This window comes from Nocardia sp. alder85J, assembly GCF_020176955.2.
Classification (GTDB): Bacteria; Actinomycetota; Actinomycetes; order Mycobacteriales; family Mycobacteriaceae; genus Nocardia.
In genome coordinates this window covers 14,292-31,692 of the sequence record NZ_JAIUCZ020000009.1, presented here as the reverse complement: position 1 = coordinate 31,692, position 17,401 = coordinate 14,292, and the positions used below count along the sequence as shown (strand labels likewise).

The window sequence follows — 17,401 nt, the reverse complement described above, 5'->3', positions numbered from 1 at the left end:
CTCCTCGGATCTTCGGTGTGACAGCGTGTTTCAGGCGGTCTTGTTGGCATCGACGAAATCGGCGATACCTGCGATGGTGTGGAGAGTCTTCGGGTCGAAATCGAGTTCGGCGACGGGAATGTCGAATTCATCGCCGATCCACGCGACGATGCGGACGATGCCGAGACTGTTGACGATGCCGATCTCGTGCAGGTCGGCATCGGCGGGAATCGCGGCATAATCGAGATCGCGTGCGAAGTTGTCGACGATATAGCGGGAGACGGTGTCCGTGGTGGTCATGACCATTCCTTCATGGGTGCGGTGGTGGTCAGTTCAGGCTCAGCGCCCGGCGGTCGACCTTGCCCGTCGCGGTTCGCGGGAGAGTCGTTACGTAGGAGAATTTCTCGGGAATCGAGGTGCGGGGAAGTTTCCGGCTCAATTCGAGCCGGAGCTGAAATTTGTCGAGGTCGCCGCCGGCGACGATATAGGCGGCGAGAACGAGCGCATCGCCGTTCTCGGCGACCGCGACGACGGCCGCATCGCGGATGTGGGCGTGTGACTTCAGGACGGCTTCGATCTCGGCGAGATCGGTCCGGACGCCCCGGATCTTCACCATGTGGTCGTCGCGCCCGACGGGGTACAGCAATCCGTCGCTCGCACGCCGGAAGATGTCCCCCGTTCGGAAGTACCAGCTGTCCCCGGCCGGGTCGATCCCGTTCAGCAGCACGCTTCGGGTGCGACCGGGCAGCCCGATGTACTCGTCGAACTGGAACGGTGTACGCGTGATCAGCTCACCTCTGCCCGGGCCCTCGATCAGGCTTCCGGAAGGATCGATCAGGTGCGCGTGAACTCCCGGCAGCGGCCGCCCGGCCGGCATCTCCGCGCCTTGCCAGGTCCTCGGCACGGTGAACATCAACGAATCGTTGGTCTCGGTCGATCCGTAGACATTGTGGATCTCGGCGTGCGGGAACAACCGGCGCATCGCAGGGAGTAGCTCGACCGGAAATCGCTCGCCGGTGACGATCACATGGCGCGTCCGGTCGATCGGTTTGGTCGCGTGACCGGCCAGGACACGGTGCAGCAGCGGAACCGATTGAAGCACCGTCGGTGGGTGCTCCCGCAAGCGGGCGATCAGCCGTCGACCGTCGACCGACTGTTCCGGCGAGATCAGGACCACCGTTCCGCCCGCATGCAATGTCGCCCACACTTCGAGCAGACTGAGATCGAAATTCAGCGGCGCATAACTCCACACCACCGATCCCGGCCCGAGGTCGAAATGCCCCACGCCCCACCGGATGAACGCGGCCACCCGCTCGAGTGGCAAACTCACCGGCTTCGGAACTCCGGTCGATCCGGAGGTGGTCAGAATGACGCGCTGCGCCGTTTCCGGTACCCGTTCCGCGGTACCGATCTCCTGGAAGGTGTCCGATTCGGCGTCGTCGAAGATCAGGTCCGCCCGAACGCTGTCGAGTACGGCGCGGCGAACGTCCGGACCGAAGGCCGGCGAGATCAGCGCGGCCGAATGCCCTTCGGCCAGAACCGCGCCGACAGCCGCGATCGTGCGCACACTCTTGTGCGCGATCAGCGCGACGATTCGCCGGTGATCCAGGTTCAGCCGACGCCGAAGGGTCATGTGGTGCAGGGTCAGTTGTGCATAGCTGTGCCGCGTTTCGACCGCGTCGACCAAGGCGGCCGATTCCGGTGATCCGCCGAAAGTTGTTGTTGTCCAATGATTCACGATCATTCCCCCTTTCAGTCGAATCGAAACATGTACGTACATGGTTTGAACAGGGTATGTGCATACATGTTTGCGGTCATTCACCCGGCCGTCACGTGCCGGATTGCGTGGCGTAACGCGCCACAGTTGCTCCACACCAGCGCATTTCACTCGTTTGTCCAGCTCCGCGCCGTGCGGTGACGGGCCCGTTGCGGGCCGGCGCCGCGGGGCGGTCCGGACCGCAGGCCGGCCGGCGACCGCCCGATGGCCGTCGAGCCGGGGGTTGCAGACCGGGAGCGGCGGAGTTAGATTCATGCACATGCACATTCATCGAGTGCCGGACGACGGAGCGCCCTCCGTGGCGGACGGACTGCTCGACGACTGGCTACAGCTCGCGGCGTTCGTCGACTCGGTGGACGCCGACGCGGGCAAATGGCTCGTGACCAGCCATGGAATCTCGCTGACGGAGTACCGTGCCCTGCGGAACCTCGCCGCTGCGCCCGACAAGGAACTGCGCGTGAACGTGCTGGCCGCTCGCATCGGCCTGAACCAGAGCTCGGTAACCCGGCTGCTGGACAGGCTCGACACCAAGGGCCTCACCCGCCGCGACATCTGCACCGAGGACGGCCGCGGCGTCTACGCGGTCGTCACCGACCGTGGTGAAGCGGTGCTGCGCGACGCCAACGGCCCACTCGCCGAACGCATTCGGCGACTACTCGACCAGGCGCCCACCACCGACCCGATGCCGGATCCGGCACACATCGGCCGCATCATGACCGCGCTCGGCGACCTGCTGAACCGCGCGACCGACTGACCGACTGACCCATCCGTCGAGCCGATCGGCCGGCCGGCACCTTCGTACGCCCATATAGCTGCATGTACAGACAATTGATTGGAGTGACCGCCGATGCCGACGACCGTCGAAGTATTCGTCGATTACGTCTGCCCCTACTGCTTCCTCGTCGAAAGCACCCTCGAACAACTCCGCCGCGACCGTGACGTCGAGATCGTCATCCGCCCGTTCGAACTGCGCCCGGACCCCGTCCCGACCCTGCGGCCCGAGGACGACTACCTCCCTCGGGTGTGGCACCGCTCGGTCTACCCGATGGCTCGGGGACTCGGCATCGACATCACCCTGCCGACCGTCTCTCCCCAGCCCCGGACCGAGCCAGCGTTCGTCCTGCTGCAACTCGCCGCCGAGCACGGCGTCGCGGCCGAGTACTCGACGGCGGTATTCCGCGCCTTCTTCCAGCAGAACCGGGACATCGGCGAGGCCGGGGTCCTGCTGGACATCGCCACATCCGTCGGGCTCGACGCCACCGAAGCCGTTGCGGCACTGCACGACACCGAGCGGCGCGAGCGGCAACGGGCGGCGCAGCGCGACGCCGTGGAGTCGATCGGTGTCACCGCGGTGCCCAGCTTCCGGATCGGCGACGACCTCCTGCCCGGAGTGCTGGACGCCGACACCCTCGTCCGCGCGGTCGACCGCGCTACCGGACGCTCGGAACTGCCCCGATGAGCCACGATATCGTCGACTTGACGCGGTTGATGCGCGCGGCGGTCGCACACAGTATCCGGCACGTCGAAGCGGGCGGCATCCCCTTCGTCGGCCAAGTCGTTGCCGACGACGGCTACGCCTCGGAGTTCGGTGTCAACCTGGTCCGGGAAACCGGCGACCTGACCGCGCACGCGGAGATCGTGGCGATGCGCGCGGCGCTGCTGGAGCGCGGAACCTTCGACCTGCACGGACTGCGGCTGCTCGCGACCGGCGAACCGTGCGGCCTGTGCTACCTCTTCGCCGCTGAACAGCGGATCTCCGCCATCTACTACGCAGTCGATGCGAATACCGCCGCACGCTGGGGCTTCGACTACCGCGCCGGTTACGCACAGCCCCCCGTCGGCCGGTTACGCACCGCCGAGAACGTTCACCGCCTCCGCGTCGAGCACGCCCTCGATCCGTTCACCCGTTATCACGAGGTCAGCGGCGTCACCCAGCGCTGACCTCCATCCGGAAAGGAATTCCCGTGCACTGGCTCTACCTCGCCGTCGCCGTCGTCTTCGAGATCACCGTCGCCATCGCCGCCGGCCGCGCCGCCGGATTCACCAACCTGCGATGGACCGCCGTCACGCTGGTCAGCGGCGCGATCGCCACCTACTTCCTGAGTCTGGCCCTGCTGACCTTCGATGTCGGCGTCGGCTACGCCATCTGGACGTCCATCTCCGGTATCGGCATCGTGCTGCTGGGTGCGGTGCTGTTCGGGCAGCGCCTGGATTGGCGCCGGATCGCCGGCATCGCCGTCATCATCGCGGGAGTCGTCGGCCTCCAACTCAGCGGCGCAGCCTGACGCGCACCCACGAAACCCTTTCATCGAGCTGATCGGACATTCACATGACCACCTCCACCGTCGCTCCCACCCGCACCACCAATCTCCGGAACTGGCTCGTCCTGCTGCTGGCCGGCGCCTTCGAAGTCGGCTATGCCCTGTCCGTCGGCGGCAGCCACGGATTCACCATCCTCAGGTGGTCGCTCGTGGCGATCGTGTTCTTCCTGCTGACCCTCTTCGCCTTGAGCGTGGCGCTGCGCACCATCGACGTCGGCATCGGCTACGCGATCTGGGCCGGAATCGGCGCCGCCGGGGCCGCACTGCTGGGTCCCGTCTTCTTCACCGAGCAGCTGTCCGCCGCCAAGTTCGTCTGGCTCGCCGTCATCATCGTCGGCGTGATCTGGCTCAAGCTCGCCGACCGCACCAAGACCGACTGAGAGGCGACCGTGCACCTGTTCGACCCGTATCAGCTCGGGCCGCTGTCGCTCCCGCATCGCGTGGTGATGGCACCGATGACCCGCAATCGCGCGGTCGGCACGATTCCCGGGCCGATGAACGCCGAATATTATGCGCAGCGCGCCTCGGCCGCCCTGATCATCACCGAGGGCATCCAGCCCAGCGCCATGGGCCAGGGCTACCCGAAGACGCCGGACCTGCACACTCCCGAGCACGTCGCCGGCTGGGCCCGGGTAACCGATGCGGTCCACCGCAACGGCGGGCGGATCATCGCGCAACTCATGCACGCCGGGCGGATCAGTCACCCGCACACACTGCCCGCCGGTGCGCTGCCGGTGGGCCCGTCCGCCGTTCGCCCGGCGGGCCGGATCTTCACGACGAACGGCCTCGAAAACTTCGTCACCCCACGGGAACGCACCACCGCGGAGGTATCCGGCATCGTCGACGAATTCGCCCACGCTGCCGAACAGGCGAAAGAGGCAGAATTCGACGGTATCGAGATACACGCGGCGAACGGCTACCTGCTCGACCAGTTCCTGCAAACGGGGACGAATCAGCGAACCGACAGCTACGGCGGTTCGGCGCCCGCGCGCTCACGCCTGCTCCTCCAGGCCACCGCCACTGCCGTGACCGTGTGGGGACCCGGTCGGGTCGGTGTACGCGTAGCCCCGGGCGGAACCTTCAACGACATGCGAGACGACAACCCGATCGAGACGTTCGGCCACGTCGGTGCCGCACTCAACGACCACGAACTGGCATACATCCACGTCGTGGAGACGTCGCAGGCCGAGCGCCCCCGCGGAATGGGCGACACCGGCCCGACCGCACTGCTTCGCTCGGTCTACCGCGGCACGATCATCAGCGCCGGCGAATACACCCGCGATACCGCGGAGGCCGCCCTCGCCGCCGGCAAGGCCGACCTCATCGCCTTCGGCCGCAGCTTCCTCGCCAACCCCGATCTCCCCGAACGACTGCGCCGAAACATCACGCCGAACGAACCCGACCCGACGACGTTCTACGGCGGCGGCGCCGCAGGCTACACCGACTACCCCACGAGTGCGGACGCATCCGTCAAAACGGTTCTGTCCCGAATTCCGTGAAGTGGGAGCGTCCCGACCGCTCCGGCGCCAGACCACACCGGGACCGGGCGGGATGCTCGACAAGCGCACGAAAGGCAAACGCGCACGGTCGATTCCGTTGATCGCGAAGATCCGGCCGCTGATCCCCCAGCGGATCAACGCGGTGGCCGCCGCGATCCCGGCGGTCATGATCGGAGGTGTCGCGGGTACCGGAGTGGGCGCAGGTGTCGGTACGGGCGTCGGTGGCGCGGTCGGAGTCGGAGTAGCCGCCGGTCCGCCCGGCGCCGCGGTCGGCGGGATCGTCGGCGCGCAGGTTCCCGACCCACCTGTCATCGGCATCGGATCCCCGTAGCGGTCCAGACCGTCGAGAGCGGTTGTACCCGGCCCACTGCTCCTTTGCCCGCTGTACCTCGTCGGCCAGTCGGAGTTCGGTAATGACCACTTGCAGGCGCTCCGACTCACCCGCACCCCCGATATCGTGGCGATTTGGTTCAGCACTGGGGGCATGGGGTAATCTCATCGAGCACCCGCGGAGCGGGGGTAGCGGGCTGTGGCGCAGCTTGGTAGCGCACTTGACTGGGGGTCAAGGGGTCGCAGGTTCGAATCCTGTCAGCCCGACCATCGCAAAACCCCTCCTGACCTGGTCAGGAGGGGTTTCTGTGTCTCTCCCGGAAGGCGGCGCGGGACTCGGCTGTGGACCAGTTGTGGACCAGCCGGCAAACCCAGGGCACACCGGGCACGTCAGGTGTGACGTGGCACACAGGGTGCAGGCCGGGTGCGGCACTGGCCGGCAGGCAACTCCGAAACGCGCCACATGGGCTGTCACCGAGGCCGACAACTCCCCACAATCCAATTTGCTGAACGATTGCCCTACGGTTTCCGGTGTCGATAGCGTGGGGACCACCGGTTCAGGTTCGCCGGCCTCGGTGACCATCGATCCCACCTCGACCGGCCGTCGCCACGATCCATGGACAATCGAGGCCGGTATTCCGGAAGCAGCGGACGTGGACCGGCGAACCCGTTGCGCGCCTGGCAGTCCGGCGCGTGCCCGCGCATTCGGCCGTCAGGAGGCCCCCAATGACAGCATCGGATCCCGAATCCCGCCTACTGACCCAACGGATGTACACGACAAGCGAGGTCGCGAAACTACTCCATGTGGATGCCTCCACAGTCCGTCGCTGGCGGCGTGCAGAACCGGTTCGAGGCCCGGGCTTCATCCCCCTGTCCGACCGCGTGGTGATGTACCCCGAAAGCGATCTCGAAACATTCCTGGCAGCCCGCCACATTCAGCCGGGACCGTAACCGCAGCGGCCGTCAGCGCATGCGGGAAAGCGAGTGCGGCATGACCGTTCCCGCGCAGCTTCCACTCGGCATCACACTGTCGGTGGACATCGAGGTCCTCGAACGGTCTCGCAGCGGCAAGCCGTTCCGCGCTCGCGCCCGCTGGAAGAATCCGGTCACCGGCGCCCGGGACTCGAAATCGGTCTCGTTCGAGACCAAGGAGACCGCCGAGGACTGGACCCGAAGGATGACCGCGCTGGCACAGCGCGGCATCACACCGATCGACGCGACCGTCACCTTGACCGACTACGGCACCAGCCATATGGACCTTGCACTGCGAGGCCTGGAAGCAAAAACCCTGGACCCCTACATGTCCGGATGGCGATTGCGAGTAGTACCAACCCTGGGACACCTCGAAGTCGTCGCGCTGACCGCGGGCCTGATCGATCGAGCGGTCGTGCAATGGATCGAGGACGGCGGCAAACCCTCCACCATCAAAAGGCTCTGTCTCACTTTCGGCTCTGTCTCACTTTCGGTGGTAGTCGATCTAACCTGTCCTACCCCAACAGGATTCGGTGTCGGAGCAGCGAAAAGCCTGCCCGACCATACATTTGGCGTTTGATCAGCTTCGTTTTCGTGTTGATGCCTTCGCAGGGACCGTTGCTGTAGGGCAGGGTCAGCCCGGCGACGGCAGCGTCGTGGTCCTGGTCCAAGCCGGTGAGGAACCCGGTGAACTCGGTCAGGCCCGCCTCGCGGACCTGCTTGGCCCAGCTGTCGAGGTCGCTGCCACGCCGTTCGGTCATGAGCTGGGCGAATTCATGGACCAGTTCGGCCAGGGCGGTCATTTCCGGGCACGCGGCGGTGATCGTGCCGAGGTGGGCGCGGCGTGCGTCGGGAAGGTCTGCCGGTCGGGTGAGGATCCAGCCGGCGACGCGCTTGGGTGAGATCGTGATCCGGTCACCGTCGAGGCGGCCTTGGCTGACGTAGCGGTAGAGCAGGTTCTGCCCGCCGGTGTAGCCGAGGGCCTTGATCTCGGCGAGCAACTGCAGGACGGGAACCCCGGGATCGGCGGCACGGCGGGCGCGCATATGGTCGCGGTAGGGATCGACCAGACACGGACGGTATTGCGGCGGGCGCCTCAGACGCTGCGGTTCGGGCGCCCGGGCGTAGCGTTCGACGGTGTTCAGCGAGATGCCCAGCCGCCGTGAGCAGTCCAGCAGTCCGATCCCCTGATCGAGTAGCTCGTGCACGGCCTGCCACCGTTGCAGCGTGGTGGCACCGCCTTTGAGCTGCCGATACTTCGGTGCAGCCGGGGACCAGCAGGCACTGTGGGCGACGACGGTCTTCTCGACCACCTGCGCGAGTCCGTGCCACAGGTGCCAGCGGTCGCTGACCTGGGTCGCGGCAGGATTGGCCCGGCGCACGGCCTCGGCATAAGTGGTGGAGCCGTCCCGGACGACGACCTGAACCTCCGGATGCTCGGTCAGCCACGCGGCCAGGGTGTCGGCTTTGCGGTCGGCCAGCACGTCTATGCGGTCGTGGGTGACCGGATCGATCACCACGGTGCAATACCGGTGCCGGCGTCGCACGGCGAAATCGTCCACGCTCACCGCGGCCGGCACCGGCCGCGCGGGTAGCGGAATACCCAGCAGCACCCGTATCGCGGTATGCCGCGACAACACGATGGCCAGCTTCTTCAGCAGCCTGGTTCCGGCTCGTCCGGCCAGCTCCCGCACGACCGCCCGCACCTGGCCGGTCAAGCGTGTGGTGCGGCGCTGGTAGCGTTCGAGGACACCTGGTATCTGCTCACGAAAAGTGTTCTGGCACAACGGTGTCGGGCAGACGAGCCGCCGGACCCGCACGCGGACGACGACCTGCCGGCCATCCAGCGGCAGATCGGTCGCCGTCCGCAGGTGATACCCGTGGACCCTGCCTGATTCCGCCCCGCAGACCGGGCAGGCGACCACGCCGCCCGCAGTTCTCGCCTGCACCACAACGCGATCATCCTCGACCGCCACATCCTCCACGATCAACGGCGACAGACCCGAAAACACCACTCCCACAGGGATATTCACAACACCCACGAACAGGTAGTTCTACCCCACCACGCGCTACCACCGAAAGTGAGACAGAGCCTGAAACTGGACAGACCCGGAAGTAGGCGCGGATGTGGTCGGGGAGCTTCTGGACGCGGTGGAAGAAGGAGCGGACCTCGTTTCCGAGTTGGTCGCGGGTGGTGATGGTCTTGTCGGCGAGGGTGCGTTTGAGGTCGGCGTTGACCAGTTCGCCGGGGTTGAGGTGCGGGGCGTAGGCGGGCAGGTGGTGCAGTTCGATGTGGTCGGCGTGGTCGGCGGCCCAGGTTTTCACGGTCTTGGCGCGGTGGGCGGGGTGGCCGTCGACGACCAGGTGGATCTTGGTGTCGAAGTGGTTGAGCAGCCGGGTGCAGAACGCGAGTAATCCGGCGGCGTCGAAGGTGCCGTGGAACACTGTGAAGTGCAGTTCGCCGCGGGTGGATATGGTCGACATCGCGTTGAGCGAGAAGCGGTTTCCGGTGCGTTTGACCACCGGGGTCTGCCCCTTGCGGCCCCAGGTGTGCCCGGACAGCTGGTCGCTGCGCACGCCGACCTGGTCGCCGAACAGGATCACCGCGCCTTCGGACCGGGCGCGTTCGCGCAGGGCGGGGTAGGTGACCTCGACCCACCCGCGCATCGCCTCCGGGTCTGCCCCGATCGCTCCGCGGTCCGGCCGCTGGAAGGTGAAACCCATGCAGCGCAACAGCTTTCCCATCCCCTGCTCGGTGAACGACACCCCGGACAGCCGATGCGCGAGGGCCACGACCTTTCGGAGGGTCCACAGTTTGCCCCCCAGATCCAGCACCTCGGGCTCGAAGTCGACGATCGCCGTTACCAGCGCCAGCGCCCGGTCCGGCGACAGCTTGGTCTGCTCACCGATCCTGCGACCGGGACGACCCGAGTTCAGCCCCTCGGCACCACCCTCGGCGAATCGGTTGCGCCAGTTACGAATCGATCCCCGCGACACCCCGAACACCCGAGTCGCCTCCGAGGTCGGCATCCCATCCCGGATCGCGCCCATCACACGCTTGCCCAACGCCTCCTGCTGCGGCGGTGAGAGCCTGCGCATGCCCACCCGAAGATCATCGCCCACACCCGACGACCGCGACGGTCAATCAACACGTTTCAGGTCAATATGCCGCTCCGAAGAGAGAAGGGATTCCTGTGCCCTCATCGTTCCGCTACCACAATGGTACGAGCCGCCGGTGCGGTGCGCGGGACGGCCATGTGTCCCGGCAGAAACGATCCGTAGTCACACCGGCCCCGCGGAATACGAAATCGAAACCATATGGTATTTTTCAAACTTCGGGAACGCGATCCGAATTCATCATCAATTGCCCGGTGAATACGGGGTGAATGGCGCACCGATGGCGACCGGTCGGTACCCTGAATGTCGGACGCGCCAGGGGGATTGACGCGCCCGATATGCCTGTGTAATGTAGGATGCAATTGCGGACAGCAAGGGTCGGAACTCATAGATTCCAGATTCGGTCACCATTCCCGGCACAAGACACCGACGATGTGGGAATTCCTGCGAGCAGGTTTTCCGGAATTCTTCCCCGGACAGTATCGCGCAGCCGGCCCTAAGGCCGCACGGGTGCGGATCGTCCGGTACCTGGCGAAAGCGAAACTCCAGTTCTCGTGGAGGGTATCGATATGAAATCCTATGATGCCGCATTCTCGGCGTCTTTTCACACCCCCTGGCAGAATGCCGACCCCAGTACCCACGGCGCGACCGTGCCGCCGAGCGTCTACTTCCTGTCCGGCAACGGAAACGGCGCCGACGGAGTTCGGTACGAACGCTATGCGTGGGCCACCGAGCAGGGGAAACCGTGGCTCGGCGACCAGCCCCTCGACAGCGGATCACTGTTCGACCTGCTGGGCGGCTCGAGCATCTTCACCCCCGACAACCCGCACGGCCTCGACGGCACGAAACCGCTGGACGCCGCGTTGTGCTTCGAAAGCGCGTCCAAGGTCTACCTGTTCCAGGGCGCGAATTGTTACCGGGTATCGGTCGCGAAACCCACTTCACAGGAACTCGATACCGACACCCAGGCCCGGACCATCGCGAGCGTATTCGGGTACGATTTCGACGACGGTGGGGGCAAGGAATTCCCCTTCGAGTCGGTGACGGCGTCCCTGTATTCCGTCCGGGATCGCAAGCTCTGGTTCTTCCACGATACCGATTGTGAATCGGTCGACGATCTGGAATTCGAACCGGATCATTGGAAGAATTCCGGCGGCGACGGCACCGTGCCGAGTATTCGCGACGCCTGGCCCGACCTGCCGCACGAATTCACCGACAAGGTCGCCTGGGCCGCCACCGTCATCGACGGCGGCGACGGCACCTACCTGGACCGCGCGTATATCAGTAACGGCCCTGCGGTGTGCGCCGTCGTCCCCAGCACCCAGGAGCCGGCGAATTACACGGTCATCTTCACCGAACCGGGCGACCATCCGTTTTCCACCCCGGCGAATGTATCGCGGATCACCATCGAATTGTGGGGCACCGGCGGGACCGGTGGCACGGGCGGCTCCGGATACGGCGCCGCCGGCAATGTCGGTGGCGACGGCGGCGCGGGCGCCTATCTCAAATATGTCCTCACTACCGCGCCCTCCGGCCCGGTCACCGTCCACATCGGCGGACCGGGCGATTACACCTGCTACCCCGCGCAGGATCCCATCCTCGTCGCCGGTGGTGGCGGGGGTGGCGGCGGCGGGGGCGGCGACGGCACCTACGACGGCTACGGCGGCGACGGTGGTCATGGCGGCGGGGGCGACGGTGGCGACGGTTCGGGCGGCAACCTCGGCGGCGGCGGGGGCAGCGGTGGTGTCGGCAGCAGCGCCGACGGCACCGGTTCCGACGGCGGCGGCAGTGAAGGCGGCGCGGGCGGCTCCCGAGGTGACGGGGGCAGCGGCGGCTACGAGGGCGACGGTGGGGGCGGCGGGGGCGGCGGCGGCCGCGGCTATCGAGGTGAGGGCACCGGCGGTACCGGCGGTGAGGGCGGGGGCGGCGGGGACACCGGCTCTGGCGGTGGCGGTGGCGGCGCCCAGGGCCCGAGCCACTATCCCGAGAGCGCCGTTTTCGAACCGTCCGCCGACAGCGACCCACGCACCCCGTACGCACCGCTCAACGAGAGCGCGGGATTCGGCGGCCGCGGCGGCGACGCGCGAGACGGCGGCGAACCCGGAGGCAACGGCGCCGCCCGCATCACCGTCGAAATCGGCTGAAGGGGGTGGGACATGACCGGCAACGAGTCGTCGGACCCGCGCACGGTGGCGGAGATATTGGCGGACTACGACATTCATCCCAGCGGTGTCGATTCCATGCCCGCGGTGGCGCTCGCGCCGCGGATCAGGACCCGGCAGACGGGTAGCCTGACGCCCTCGGATCCGCTCGTGGTCTGCGGGCAGTCCGACGACGACGAGAAACATTATGTATTCCTGCTCGCCGGCGTGCAGATGGCCAACGAGAAACCCAGCTATATCGCGTTGTCCGCCGCCCGGACCGATTACCGGCTGGGACATCTGCCGCTGGTGGGGGGCAGCGTACCCGACCACGGGGACGTCGTTCTGGATTACGGCGGTACGGGACTGGCGACGGGTACATTCGGGTCCGACATCCTGACCCGGATCGACGAGATGCTCGCCACGCTCGATTCGAGCTTTCCGTTGCGTTTCCCCACGAGATTCACCGGTATCGACAGAACCCCCGGGTGCGCATTTCTCAACTTCAGGCTGCTCGACAAGGGGCACCTGATCTTCGTTCCGGATCTGACGCAGAATGCCGTCCCGGCCTGGACGGACGTCGACTCCGGGGTTGGCAGCCTGTACGTCCGCCGCCTGGGCTGCACATACGAACCCCACGACGGCGGCCTGTTCACCCTGAAAGTGTGGGTGGACGGCTCGGTGGCGATCGGGAAGGCGGCGGATCCGGACCCCGCGGAACGGAAGGACGCGCAGACCGGCGACAAGGGCATCGCCCTCGAGGTGATCGGCCTCCGGCTGGGGTTCACCACCAATGCGGACTACACCTATTCCCTCGTCGTGGGCCTGCCCGAAGGATATGGCCTGCACTTCGTGCGGAAACCGGTCGAGATCGGCGGCGGTTTCGCCGTGATCCACGATCGGCCGGAATACGACATTCTCGCCGAGGGTGGCGTGACCCTGTCCATGCCCGGCCTGAACTTCGAACTGCTGGGCGCTTATGCGCGCGCGCATCCGGGGAACGTGTCGCCGGCTTTCGCCATGGTCTTCCTGTTCCTGCTGCTGCGGCTCACCGCCGAGGCGGAGAATACGCCGCCGCAGGGTATAGAGGTATTTCCCGGTGTCATGCTCACCGGCCTCTGTTTCGGCTTCGGGATGAATTGCGAACTCCGGGTGCCCGATCCGGCCACGGTGCTGAAATTCCCGCTCCTGGCCCCGCTGCTGCCCGCGGCGGCCCCCTCCACGAACAGTCCCCTGGAGGTGATGGACCGCCTCACCAGCACCGACGGCGACATCCACACCGAATGGGTGACGCCCCAGGACGGCGCGTTCTGGTTCGCGGTCGGCGTCGCGGCGAACATCGTCGAGGTGTTCGACATCTGGGCGCTGCTGATCGTCTCGATCCCGCGCAGCGGAGAATGGGCCGGCGCCCTGATCGGGACGCTGGACATGTCGGAATTCCGGAACGTCTTCAAGGTCAAGGCCGTCGTCGAAGCCGAGGTATCGGCGGGTCTGGTGGCCGTCGGCGCCGCGCTCGCGCCCAACAGCTACCTCTTCAGCGAGGATTTCCTCAGCATCTCCGGCGCGATCGACCTCTACGTGTACGTCGGCGGCGAATATCGGAACCAATGGGTACTGACCGCGGGCGGTTATCCCGTCGGATACACCCGCCCGAGTTACTACCCGAACGTCCGGGAACGGCTCGGAATATCGACCAGGACCCCGAACGGCAAGAACCAGTGGCAGGGCGTGTCGGGGCAGGCGTACCTGATGTTCTCCAACTCCGGGATGGCGGTCGGCGCGAGCCTGACGTTCACCCTGCTGGATCTGAAGATCTGGAAGCTGAGTATCAAGGGCTGGTTCGCCGTCTCCTTCGATTTCTGGGTGCAGTGGCATCCCTTCTACATCAATGCGTCGCTGCGGCTCAGCGCCGGGCTCCAGGTGAAACTGCTGGTGACCGTGAAACTGGAAGTATCGGTGGGACTGGCCATCTGGATGCCCCGCTTCGGCGGCAGAGCGGAGATCCGGCTGCCTTTCGGGGTCAAGTTCTACCCGTCGTTCGGCAGCGATCCGGCACCGCCGGCCCCGCTGTCCTGGGACGAGTGTGTGCAGCAACTGTTACCCGGCGACGGGCGGCTGCTGGCGCGGGCCGAGTCCGGGCTGCTGCCGGTTCCGGGGACGCCCGACGGCGGCGCCGCGAGCCCGCCGGACTCCGGCTCCGGCGCGGTGTGGCACGTGTCGGTCCACGGCTTCGTCTTCACCACCTCGTGCACGGTCCCGTCCACCAGCGTCGTCGTCAACGGCGCGAGCTCCGACGCGACGGACGGGCTGAACGTACGGCCGATGGGGCACGGGGCGGGCGAAGGTCTCGCGTCCGTCCACACCGTCACCATCACCCACGAGGACACCGGCCTCGTCGACCTGCACCGGCAGGGCTGGGTGGTGGACCCGGTCGCCCAGGGAGTCCCCGAGGCGCTGTGGGGCAAGCCGCTGGACCGGGACGCCGCACCGGGCCTGGACTCGCCCGGCCTCGTCGACGCCTACACCGGGCTGCGCGTCCGGATCCCCGACGCCGCGCTCGGCGCCCACATCCCGGCGATCGACTCGGAAGATCTCGACGTCGAGCCCGTCGACCCCGACAGCAGCCTGCCGATCGACCCCACCGCCACGACACCGCCGGACCAGCCGCACCCGAGCGCCGGCGCGACCGTCACCGCCATCGCCACCACCCTCACCGCGCGGGCCGCCGCACGTACCCGCCTGGACGCGGCCCTGCGGAACTGCCGGACGCTCGCGGGAGACGTCCAGGACTACAGCCCGCACACCGACGACGCGCTCACCCGCTACGAAACACGCGTCGCGCACGGCCTCTACACCGCCGACCCCCTCACGCTCTGAACGCCGGGACGGAGGAGAACTCTCATGGCGACTCCACGCCTCATCACTTTCCACGACTCCTACACGCCGTTCCTGACGGGCGGCAGGTATGCGATCACCGTGCATCAGGAGGTTCGCGACGCCGACGGGCGATCGCTGAGCAATCCCGGGGCGAACGGTGATCAATTTCCCGAGATCACCCAGCGTTTCGAGGTGCATGCGCCGCGTTTCGCCTTACCGCCCGGATGTGTGCACGCGACGCACCCGCCGTCCGGCGCGACGGGTCCCTTCGACAATCAGCTGGCGCATGTGAGCCTGACCCGGCTGACGCTGCCGTGGGAACAGATTCTGGCCGAGGGCGCCGACGGCGAGAACGACGGCGAACGCGCCCCGTGGCTGGCGCTGCTCGTTTTCGCGCAGCACGAACTGCCCGGAGATCCGCAGGCACAGGGCACGGCGGATACCGAATACACCGTGGCGGACGTGCTCGATCTGCGCAAGGACCCCCGCGCCACCGTGCTCGGCCCCGATATCGATCCCGGCACGGTCATCCCCGAGGTGTTGCAGGGCCCGTGCCGGACGATCGATGTTCCGGCGGGGGTGTTCACGGCGATCGTTCCCCGTTTCGACGAATTGAATTATCTGACGCACGTCCGTGAGGTGGCCGAGCGTCCCACACTGTCGGCGCGAGCCAAGATGTCGGCGGCGGAATTCACCGAGACCGGGCAATACAGCATCGTGCTGGCGAACCGGTTTCCCCGCGGCTACGGGAATTACGCGGCCCACCTCGTCTCGCTGGAGGGCTTCGCGGACTGCCTGAAGCCCGAGGCGGGTCCTCGGACACCGGACGGCATCGAATCGGTGCGGCTGGTGTCGCTGCTGTCGTGGTCGTTCACGTCGCATCCGGATCCGGGCGGACACTTCTCCGAGGTCGTCCACGAGCTCGCGCTGCCCGGCGAGCCGCACGACGACGAGCAGCACCCGAATCCGGATCACGACCGTGCGCTGTCCCTGCGCCTGCCGCCGCCGGCCGACGCGGATACGGAAGAGACCGCGGAGGTCGGCAGGCGCCTGCGGTGGGGATATGTGCCGGTGTCGTCTCCGACCGCCGAGGGCGAGCGGACCTTCGCCTGGTACCGGGGACCGTTGATCCCGGTACCACCGCCGCCGCTCCCGCCCGGCCTGCCACCCTTCACCCGAACGTCCGATTCCGGGGGCCGGCACGCCCGGGCGGACGCGGCACCGGTCCTCGGCACGCCCGACGGGCTGATGATCTACCTCCCACAATGGGGTGTGTTCGACCTGAGCTACGCCGTGGCCTGGACGATGGGGCGGCTGCTGGCACTGTCGCACGCACCGTCGCGCTACGCCCAGAAGACGTTCCGGCGCAAGGCCCGCACCGCCTTCGCGGCGGCGGTCACCCGCCTGACGACCCCGCCCGAGATCAGCGGCCTGGACCCCGGCACCCTGACCACCGCGGCCGCCATCGCGCACCCGCGGCCCGCCACCGACCGGCTGCACACCCTGCTCGCCGACGGTCTGGCGAACCGCCTGAGCCGGCGGCACGCCGCGCCGCCGCCCCGGGACCGGCCGTCCGGCGGGCCGACCTGGGCACACCGGTTGCGTACCGTCCTCGCGGACAGTGCGGTGAGCGAGGCGCTCACCCTCGACTCGGCCGCCGCGGCCGGGCCGGTCGGCGACATCATCGACGGGCTCGCGGCGCTGGAACTGGTGCCCTTCGATCATTTGGTCGCCGACCGGCGGATGCTTCCGCCGGAGAGTGTGCGCTTCTGCTACGTGGATCCCACGTGGATCACCGCGCTCGTCGACGGATTCGTCGACGCCGGTGTCCAGACCACCGCGGATACCGTTCTCCAGGAGGCGGTCCTGCGGCGCTCGGCGGCCGACGCGAACACCGTCCCGTGGCCCGAGGCCGGGCTGCTGCTGCGCTCCCGGCTGGCCCGCGACTGGCCGGGACTGATCATCGAAGCCGACCGGGGCGGGCGGGCGATCGAGATCGTGCGCCGGGAATACCTCGCCCCCGACCTGCTGCTGTGCCTGTTCGCCGAAGTTCCCGACAGGGTCACGATCGCCGAACCGCATCAAGATCTGTACATCGGCGCTCAGGTCGAACACGGCGAGCTCTTTCTCGACCTGCGATACCTGGCCGGGAACGGCCGGACCGGCGCGCCGATCAGCGACAACGACAACGTCCCGGCCTACCTGCGGACCGGGACCGACACCATGGACATCCATCGGATCGCACCGCAACTCACCGAGCGCCTGCGCGAACTCGGTCAGCTACCAGACGGTGAATTGACCCCGGCCGGATTCGCGGTGCAGTTGATCCAATCCCCGGTCCGGCAGACCTTCCGGCCGTAGCGGCCCACTCGAATACCGGGGAGCTTA

General features: G+C 67.2%; 16 protein-coding genes and 1 tRNA gene. 13 read left to right on the top strand and 4 right to left on the bottom strand.

Annotated features, from left to right (window positions below; all coding sequences use genetic code 11):
- Positions 1 to 30: 30 nt before the first annotated feature.
- Positions 31 to 279: an acyl carrier protein gene (locus LBW94_RS30420; protein WP_225058988.1), complete on the bottom strand. Its 249-nt coding sequence runs from the start codon at positions 277 to 279 to the stop codon at positions 31 to 33.
- A 28-nt stretch (positions 280 to 307) separates the two neighbouring features.
- On the bottom strand, positions 308 to 1,723 hold the full coding sequence (locus LBW94_RS30415) for an AMP-binding protein (RefSeq protein WP_416276987.1): 1,416 nt from the start codon (positions 1,721 to 1,723) through the stop codon (positions 308 to 310).
- Between the two features lie 292 nt (positions 1,724 to 2,015).
- Between LBW94_RS30415 and LBW94_RS30410 the strand changes: the two genes are divergently transcribed.
- The 10 genes from LBW94_RS30410 to LBW94_RS30365 all read left to right on the top strand — a co-directional run bounded on the left by LBW94_RS30410 (position 2,016) and on the right by LBW94_RS30365 (position 7,458).
- Entirely contained in the window at positions 2,016 to 2,510 is a 495-nt protein-coding gene (locus LBW94_RS30410; RefSeq protein ID WP_225058990.1) for a MarR family winged helix-turn-helix transcriptional regulator, read from the top strand.
- Between the two features lie 93 nt (positions 2,511 to 2,603).
- The gene (locus LBW94_RS30405) at positions 2,604 to 3,215 is read left to right on the top strand and encodes a DsbA family oxidoreductase (protein ID WP_225058991.1); all 612 of its coding nucleotides are present in this window, start codon (positions 2,604 to 2,606) and stop codon (positions 3,213 to 3,215) included.
- Positions 3,212 to 3,697 (top strand): nucleoside deaminase, encoded by a 486-nt coding sequence (locus LBW94_RS30400; RefSeq protein WP_225058992.1) that lies wholly within the window; start codon positions 3,212 to 3,214, stop codon positions 3,695 to 3,697. Before LBW94_RS30405 ends, LBW94_RS30400 begins: the two co-directional genes overlap by 4 nt.
- 23 nt (positions 3,698 to 3,720) lie before the next feature.
- Positions 3,721 to 4,041 carry a DMT family transporter gene (locus LBW94_RS30395; protein ID WP_225058993.1) on the top strand — a complete coding sequence of 107 codons (321 nt, stop codon included), beginning with the start codon at positions 3,721 to 3,723 and terminating at the stop codon, positions 4,039 to 4,041.
- Between the two features lie 44 nt (positions 4,042 to 4,085).
- Positions 4,086 to 4,457 carry a DMT family transporter gene (locus LBW94_RS30390; RefSeq protein ID WP_225058994.1) on the top strand — a complete coding sequence of 124 codons (372 nt, stop codon included), beginning with the start codon at positions 4,086 to 4,088 and terminating at the stop codon, positions 4,455 to 4,457.
- 9 nt (positions 4,458 to 4,466) lie between these two features.
- Positions 4,467 to 5,576 (top strand): alkene reductase, encoded by a 1,110-nt coding sequence (locus LBW94_RS30385; protein ID WP_225058995.1) that lies wholly within the window; start codon positions 4,467 to 4,469, stop codon positions 5,574 to 5,576.
- Positions 5,577 to 5,628: 52 nt separating this feature from the next.
- Complete coding sequence (locus LBW94_RS30380; RefSeq protein WP_225058996.1) at positions 5,629 to 5,907, top strand: hypothetical protein; 279 nt, start codon at positions 5,629 to 5,631, stop codon at positions 5,905 to 5,907.
- A gap of 192 nt (positions 5,908 to 6,099) precedes the next feature.
- Positions 6,100 to 6,176: transfer RNA gene (locus LBW94_RS30375), tRNA-Pro, on the top strand.
- A 456-nt stretch (positions 6,177 to 6,632) separates the two neighbouring features.
- A complete protein-coding gene (locus LBW94_RS30370; RefSeq protein WP_323137963.1) occupies positions 6,633 to 6,857 on the top strand; it encodes a helix-turn-helix domain-containing protein in 225 nt (74 codons plus the stop codon).
- A 40-nt stretch (positions 6,858 to 6,897) separates the two neighbouring features.
- Positions 6,898 to 7,458, top strand: coding sequence for a hypothetical protein (locus tag LBW94_RS30365; RefSeq protein WP_225058997.1), 561 nt, complete (start codon positions 6,898 to 6,900; stop codon positions 7,456 to 7,458).
- Here LBW94_RS30365 and LBW94_RS30360 read toward each other — a convergent pair.
- Both LBW94_RS30360 and LBW94_RS30355 read right to left on the bottom strand, forming a co-directional pair.
- Positions 7,394 to 8,926: an ISL3 family transposase gene (locus LBW94_RS30360; RefSeq protein ID WP_416276990.1), complete on the bottom strand. Its 1,533-nt coding sequence runs from the start codon at positions 8,924 to 8,926 to the stop codon at positions 7,394 to 7,396. The two genes, LBW94_RS30365 and LBW94_RS30360, sit on opposite strands and share 65 nt — an antisense overlap.
- The gene (locus LBW94_RS30355) at positions 8,838 to 9,977 is read right to left on the bottom strand and encodes an IS630 family transposase (protein WP_266272672.1); all 1,140 of its coding nucleotides are present in this window, start codon (positions 9,975 to 9,977) and stop codon (positions 8,838 to 8,840) included. Before LBW94_RS30355 ends, LBW94_RS30360 begins: the two co-directional genes overlap by 89 nt.
- 587 nt (positions 9,978 to 10,564) lie before the next feature.
- Between LBW94_RS30355 and LBW94_RS30350 the strand changes: the two genes are divergently transcribed.
- The 3 genes from LBW94_RS30350 to LBW94_RS30340 are packed head-to-tail and all read left to right on the top strand — an operon-like array spanning position 10,565 to position 17,374.
- The gene (locus LBW94_RS30350) at positions 10,565 to 12,139 is read left to right on the top strand and encodes a hypothetical protein (RefSeq protein ID WP_266272531.1); all 1,575 of its coding nucleotides are present in this window, start codon (positions 10,565 to 10,567) and stop codon (positions 12,137 to 12,139) included.
- Between the two features lie 12 nt (positions 12,140 to 12,151).
- The gene (locus LBW94_RS30345) at positions 12,152 to 15,013 is read left to right on the top strand and encodes a DUF6603 domain-containing protein (RefSeq protein WP_225062651.1); all 2,862 of its coding nucleotides are present in this window, start codon (positions 12,152 to 12,154) and stop codon (positions 15,011 to 15,013) included.
- A 24-nt stretch (positions 15,014 to 15,037) separates the two neighbouring features.
- Positions 15,038 to 17,374 (top strand): hypothetical protein, encoded by a 2,337-nt coding sequence (locus LBW94_RS30340; RefSeq protein ID WP_225062650.1) that lies wholly within the window; start codon positions 15,038 to 15,040, stop codon positions 17,372 to 17,374.
- Positions 17,375 to 17,401 lie beyond the last annotated feature (27 nt).

Bases quoted from the DNA above. Each gene is read 5' to 3' on its own strand.
- LBW94_RS30370 (WP_323137963.1), top strand. From the start codon at position 6,633: ATGACAGCATCGGATCCCGAATCCCGCCTACTGACCCAACGGATGTAC.
- LBW94_RS30410 (WP_225058990.1), top strand. From the start codon at position 2,016: ATGCACATTCATCGAGTGCCGGACGACGGAGCGCCCTCCGTGGCGGAC.
- LBW94_RS30355 (WP_266272672.1), bottom strand. From the start codon at position 9,977: ATGCGCAGGCTCTCACCGCCGCAGCAGGAGGCGTTGGGCAAGCGTGTG.
- LBW94_RS30390 (WP_225058994.1), top strand. From the start codon at position 4,086: ATGACCACCTCCACCGTCGCTCCCACCCGCACCACCAATCTCCGGAAC.
- LBW94_RS30415 (WP_416276987.1), bottom strand. From the start codon at position 1,723: ATGATCGTGAATCATTGGACAACAACAACTTTCGGCGGATCACCGGAA.
- LBW94_RS30365 (WP_225058997.1), top strand. From the start codon at position 6,898: ATGACCGTTCCCGCGCAGCTTCCACTCGGCATCACACTGTCGGTGGAC.
- LBW94_RS30400 (WP_225058992.1), top strand. From the start codon at position 3,212: ATGAGCCACGATATCGTCGACTTGACGCGGTTGATGCGCGCGGCGGTC.
- LBW94_RS30420 (WP_225058988.1), bottom strand. From the start codon at position 279: ATGACCACCACGGACACCGTCTCCCGCTATATCGTCGACAACTTCGCA.
- LBW94_RS30405 (WP_225058991.1), top strand. From the start codon at position 2,604: ATGCCGACGACCGTCGAAGTATTCGTCGATTACGTCTGCCCCTACTGC.
- LBW94_RS30345 (WP_225062651.1), top strand. From the start codon at position 12,152: ATGACCGGCAACGAGTCGTCGGACCCGCGCACGGTGGCGGAGATATTG.
- LBW94_RS30350 (WP_266272531.1), top strand. From the start codon at position 10,565: ATGAAATCCTATGATGCCGCATTCTCGGCGTCTTTTCACACCCCCTGG.
- LBW94_RS30340 (WP_225062650.1), top strand. From the start codon at position 15,038: ATGGCGACTCCACGCCTCATCACTTTCCACGACTCCTACACGCCGTTC.
- LBW94_RS30380 (WP_225058996.1), top strand. From the start codon at position 5,629: ATGCTCGACAAGCGCACGAAAGGCAAACGCGCACGGTCGATTCCGTTG.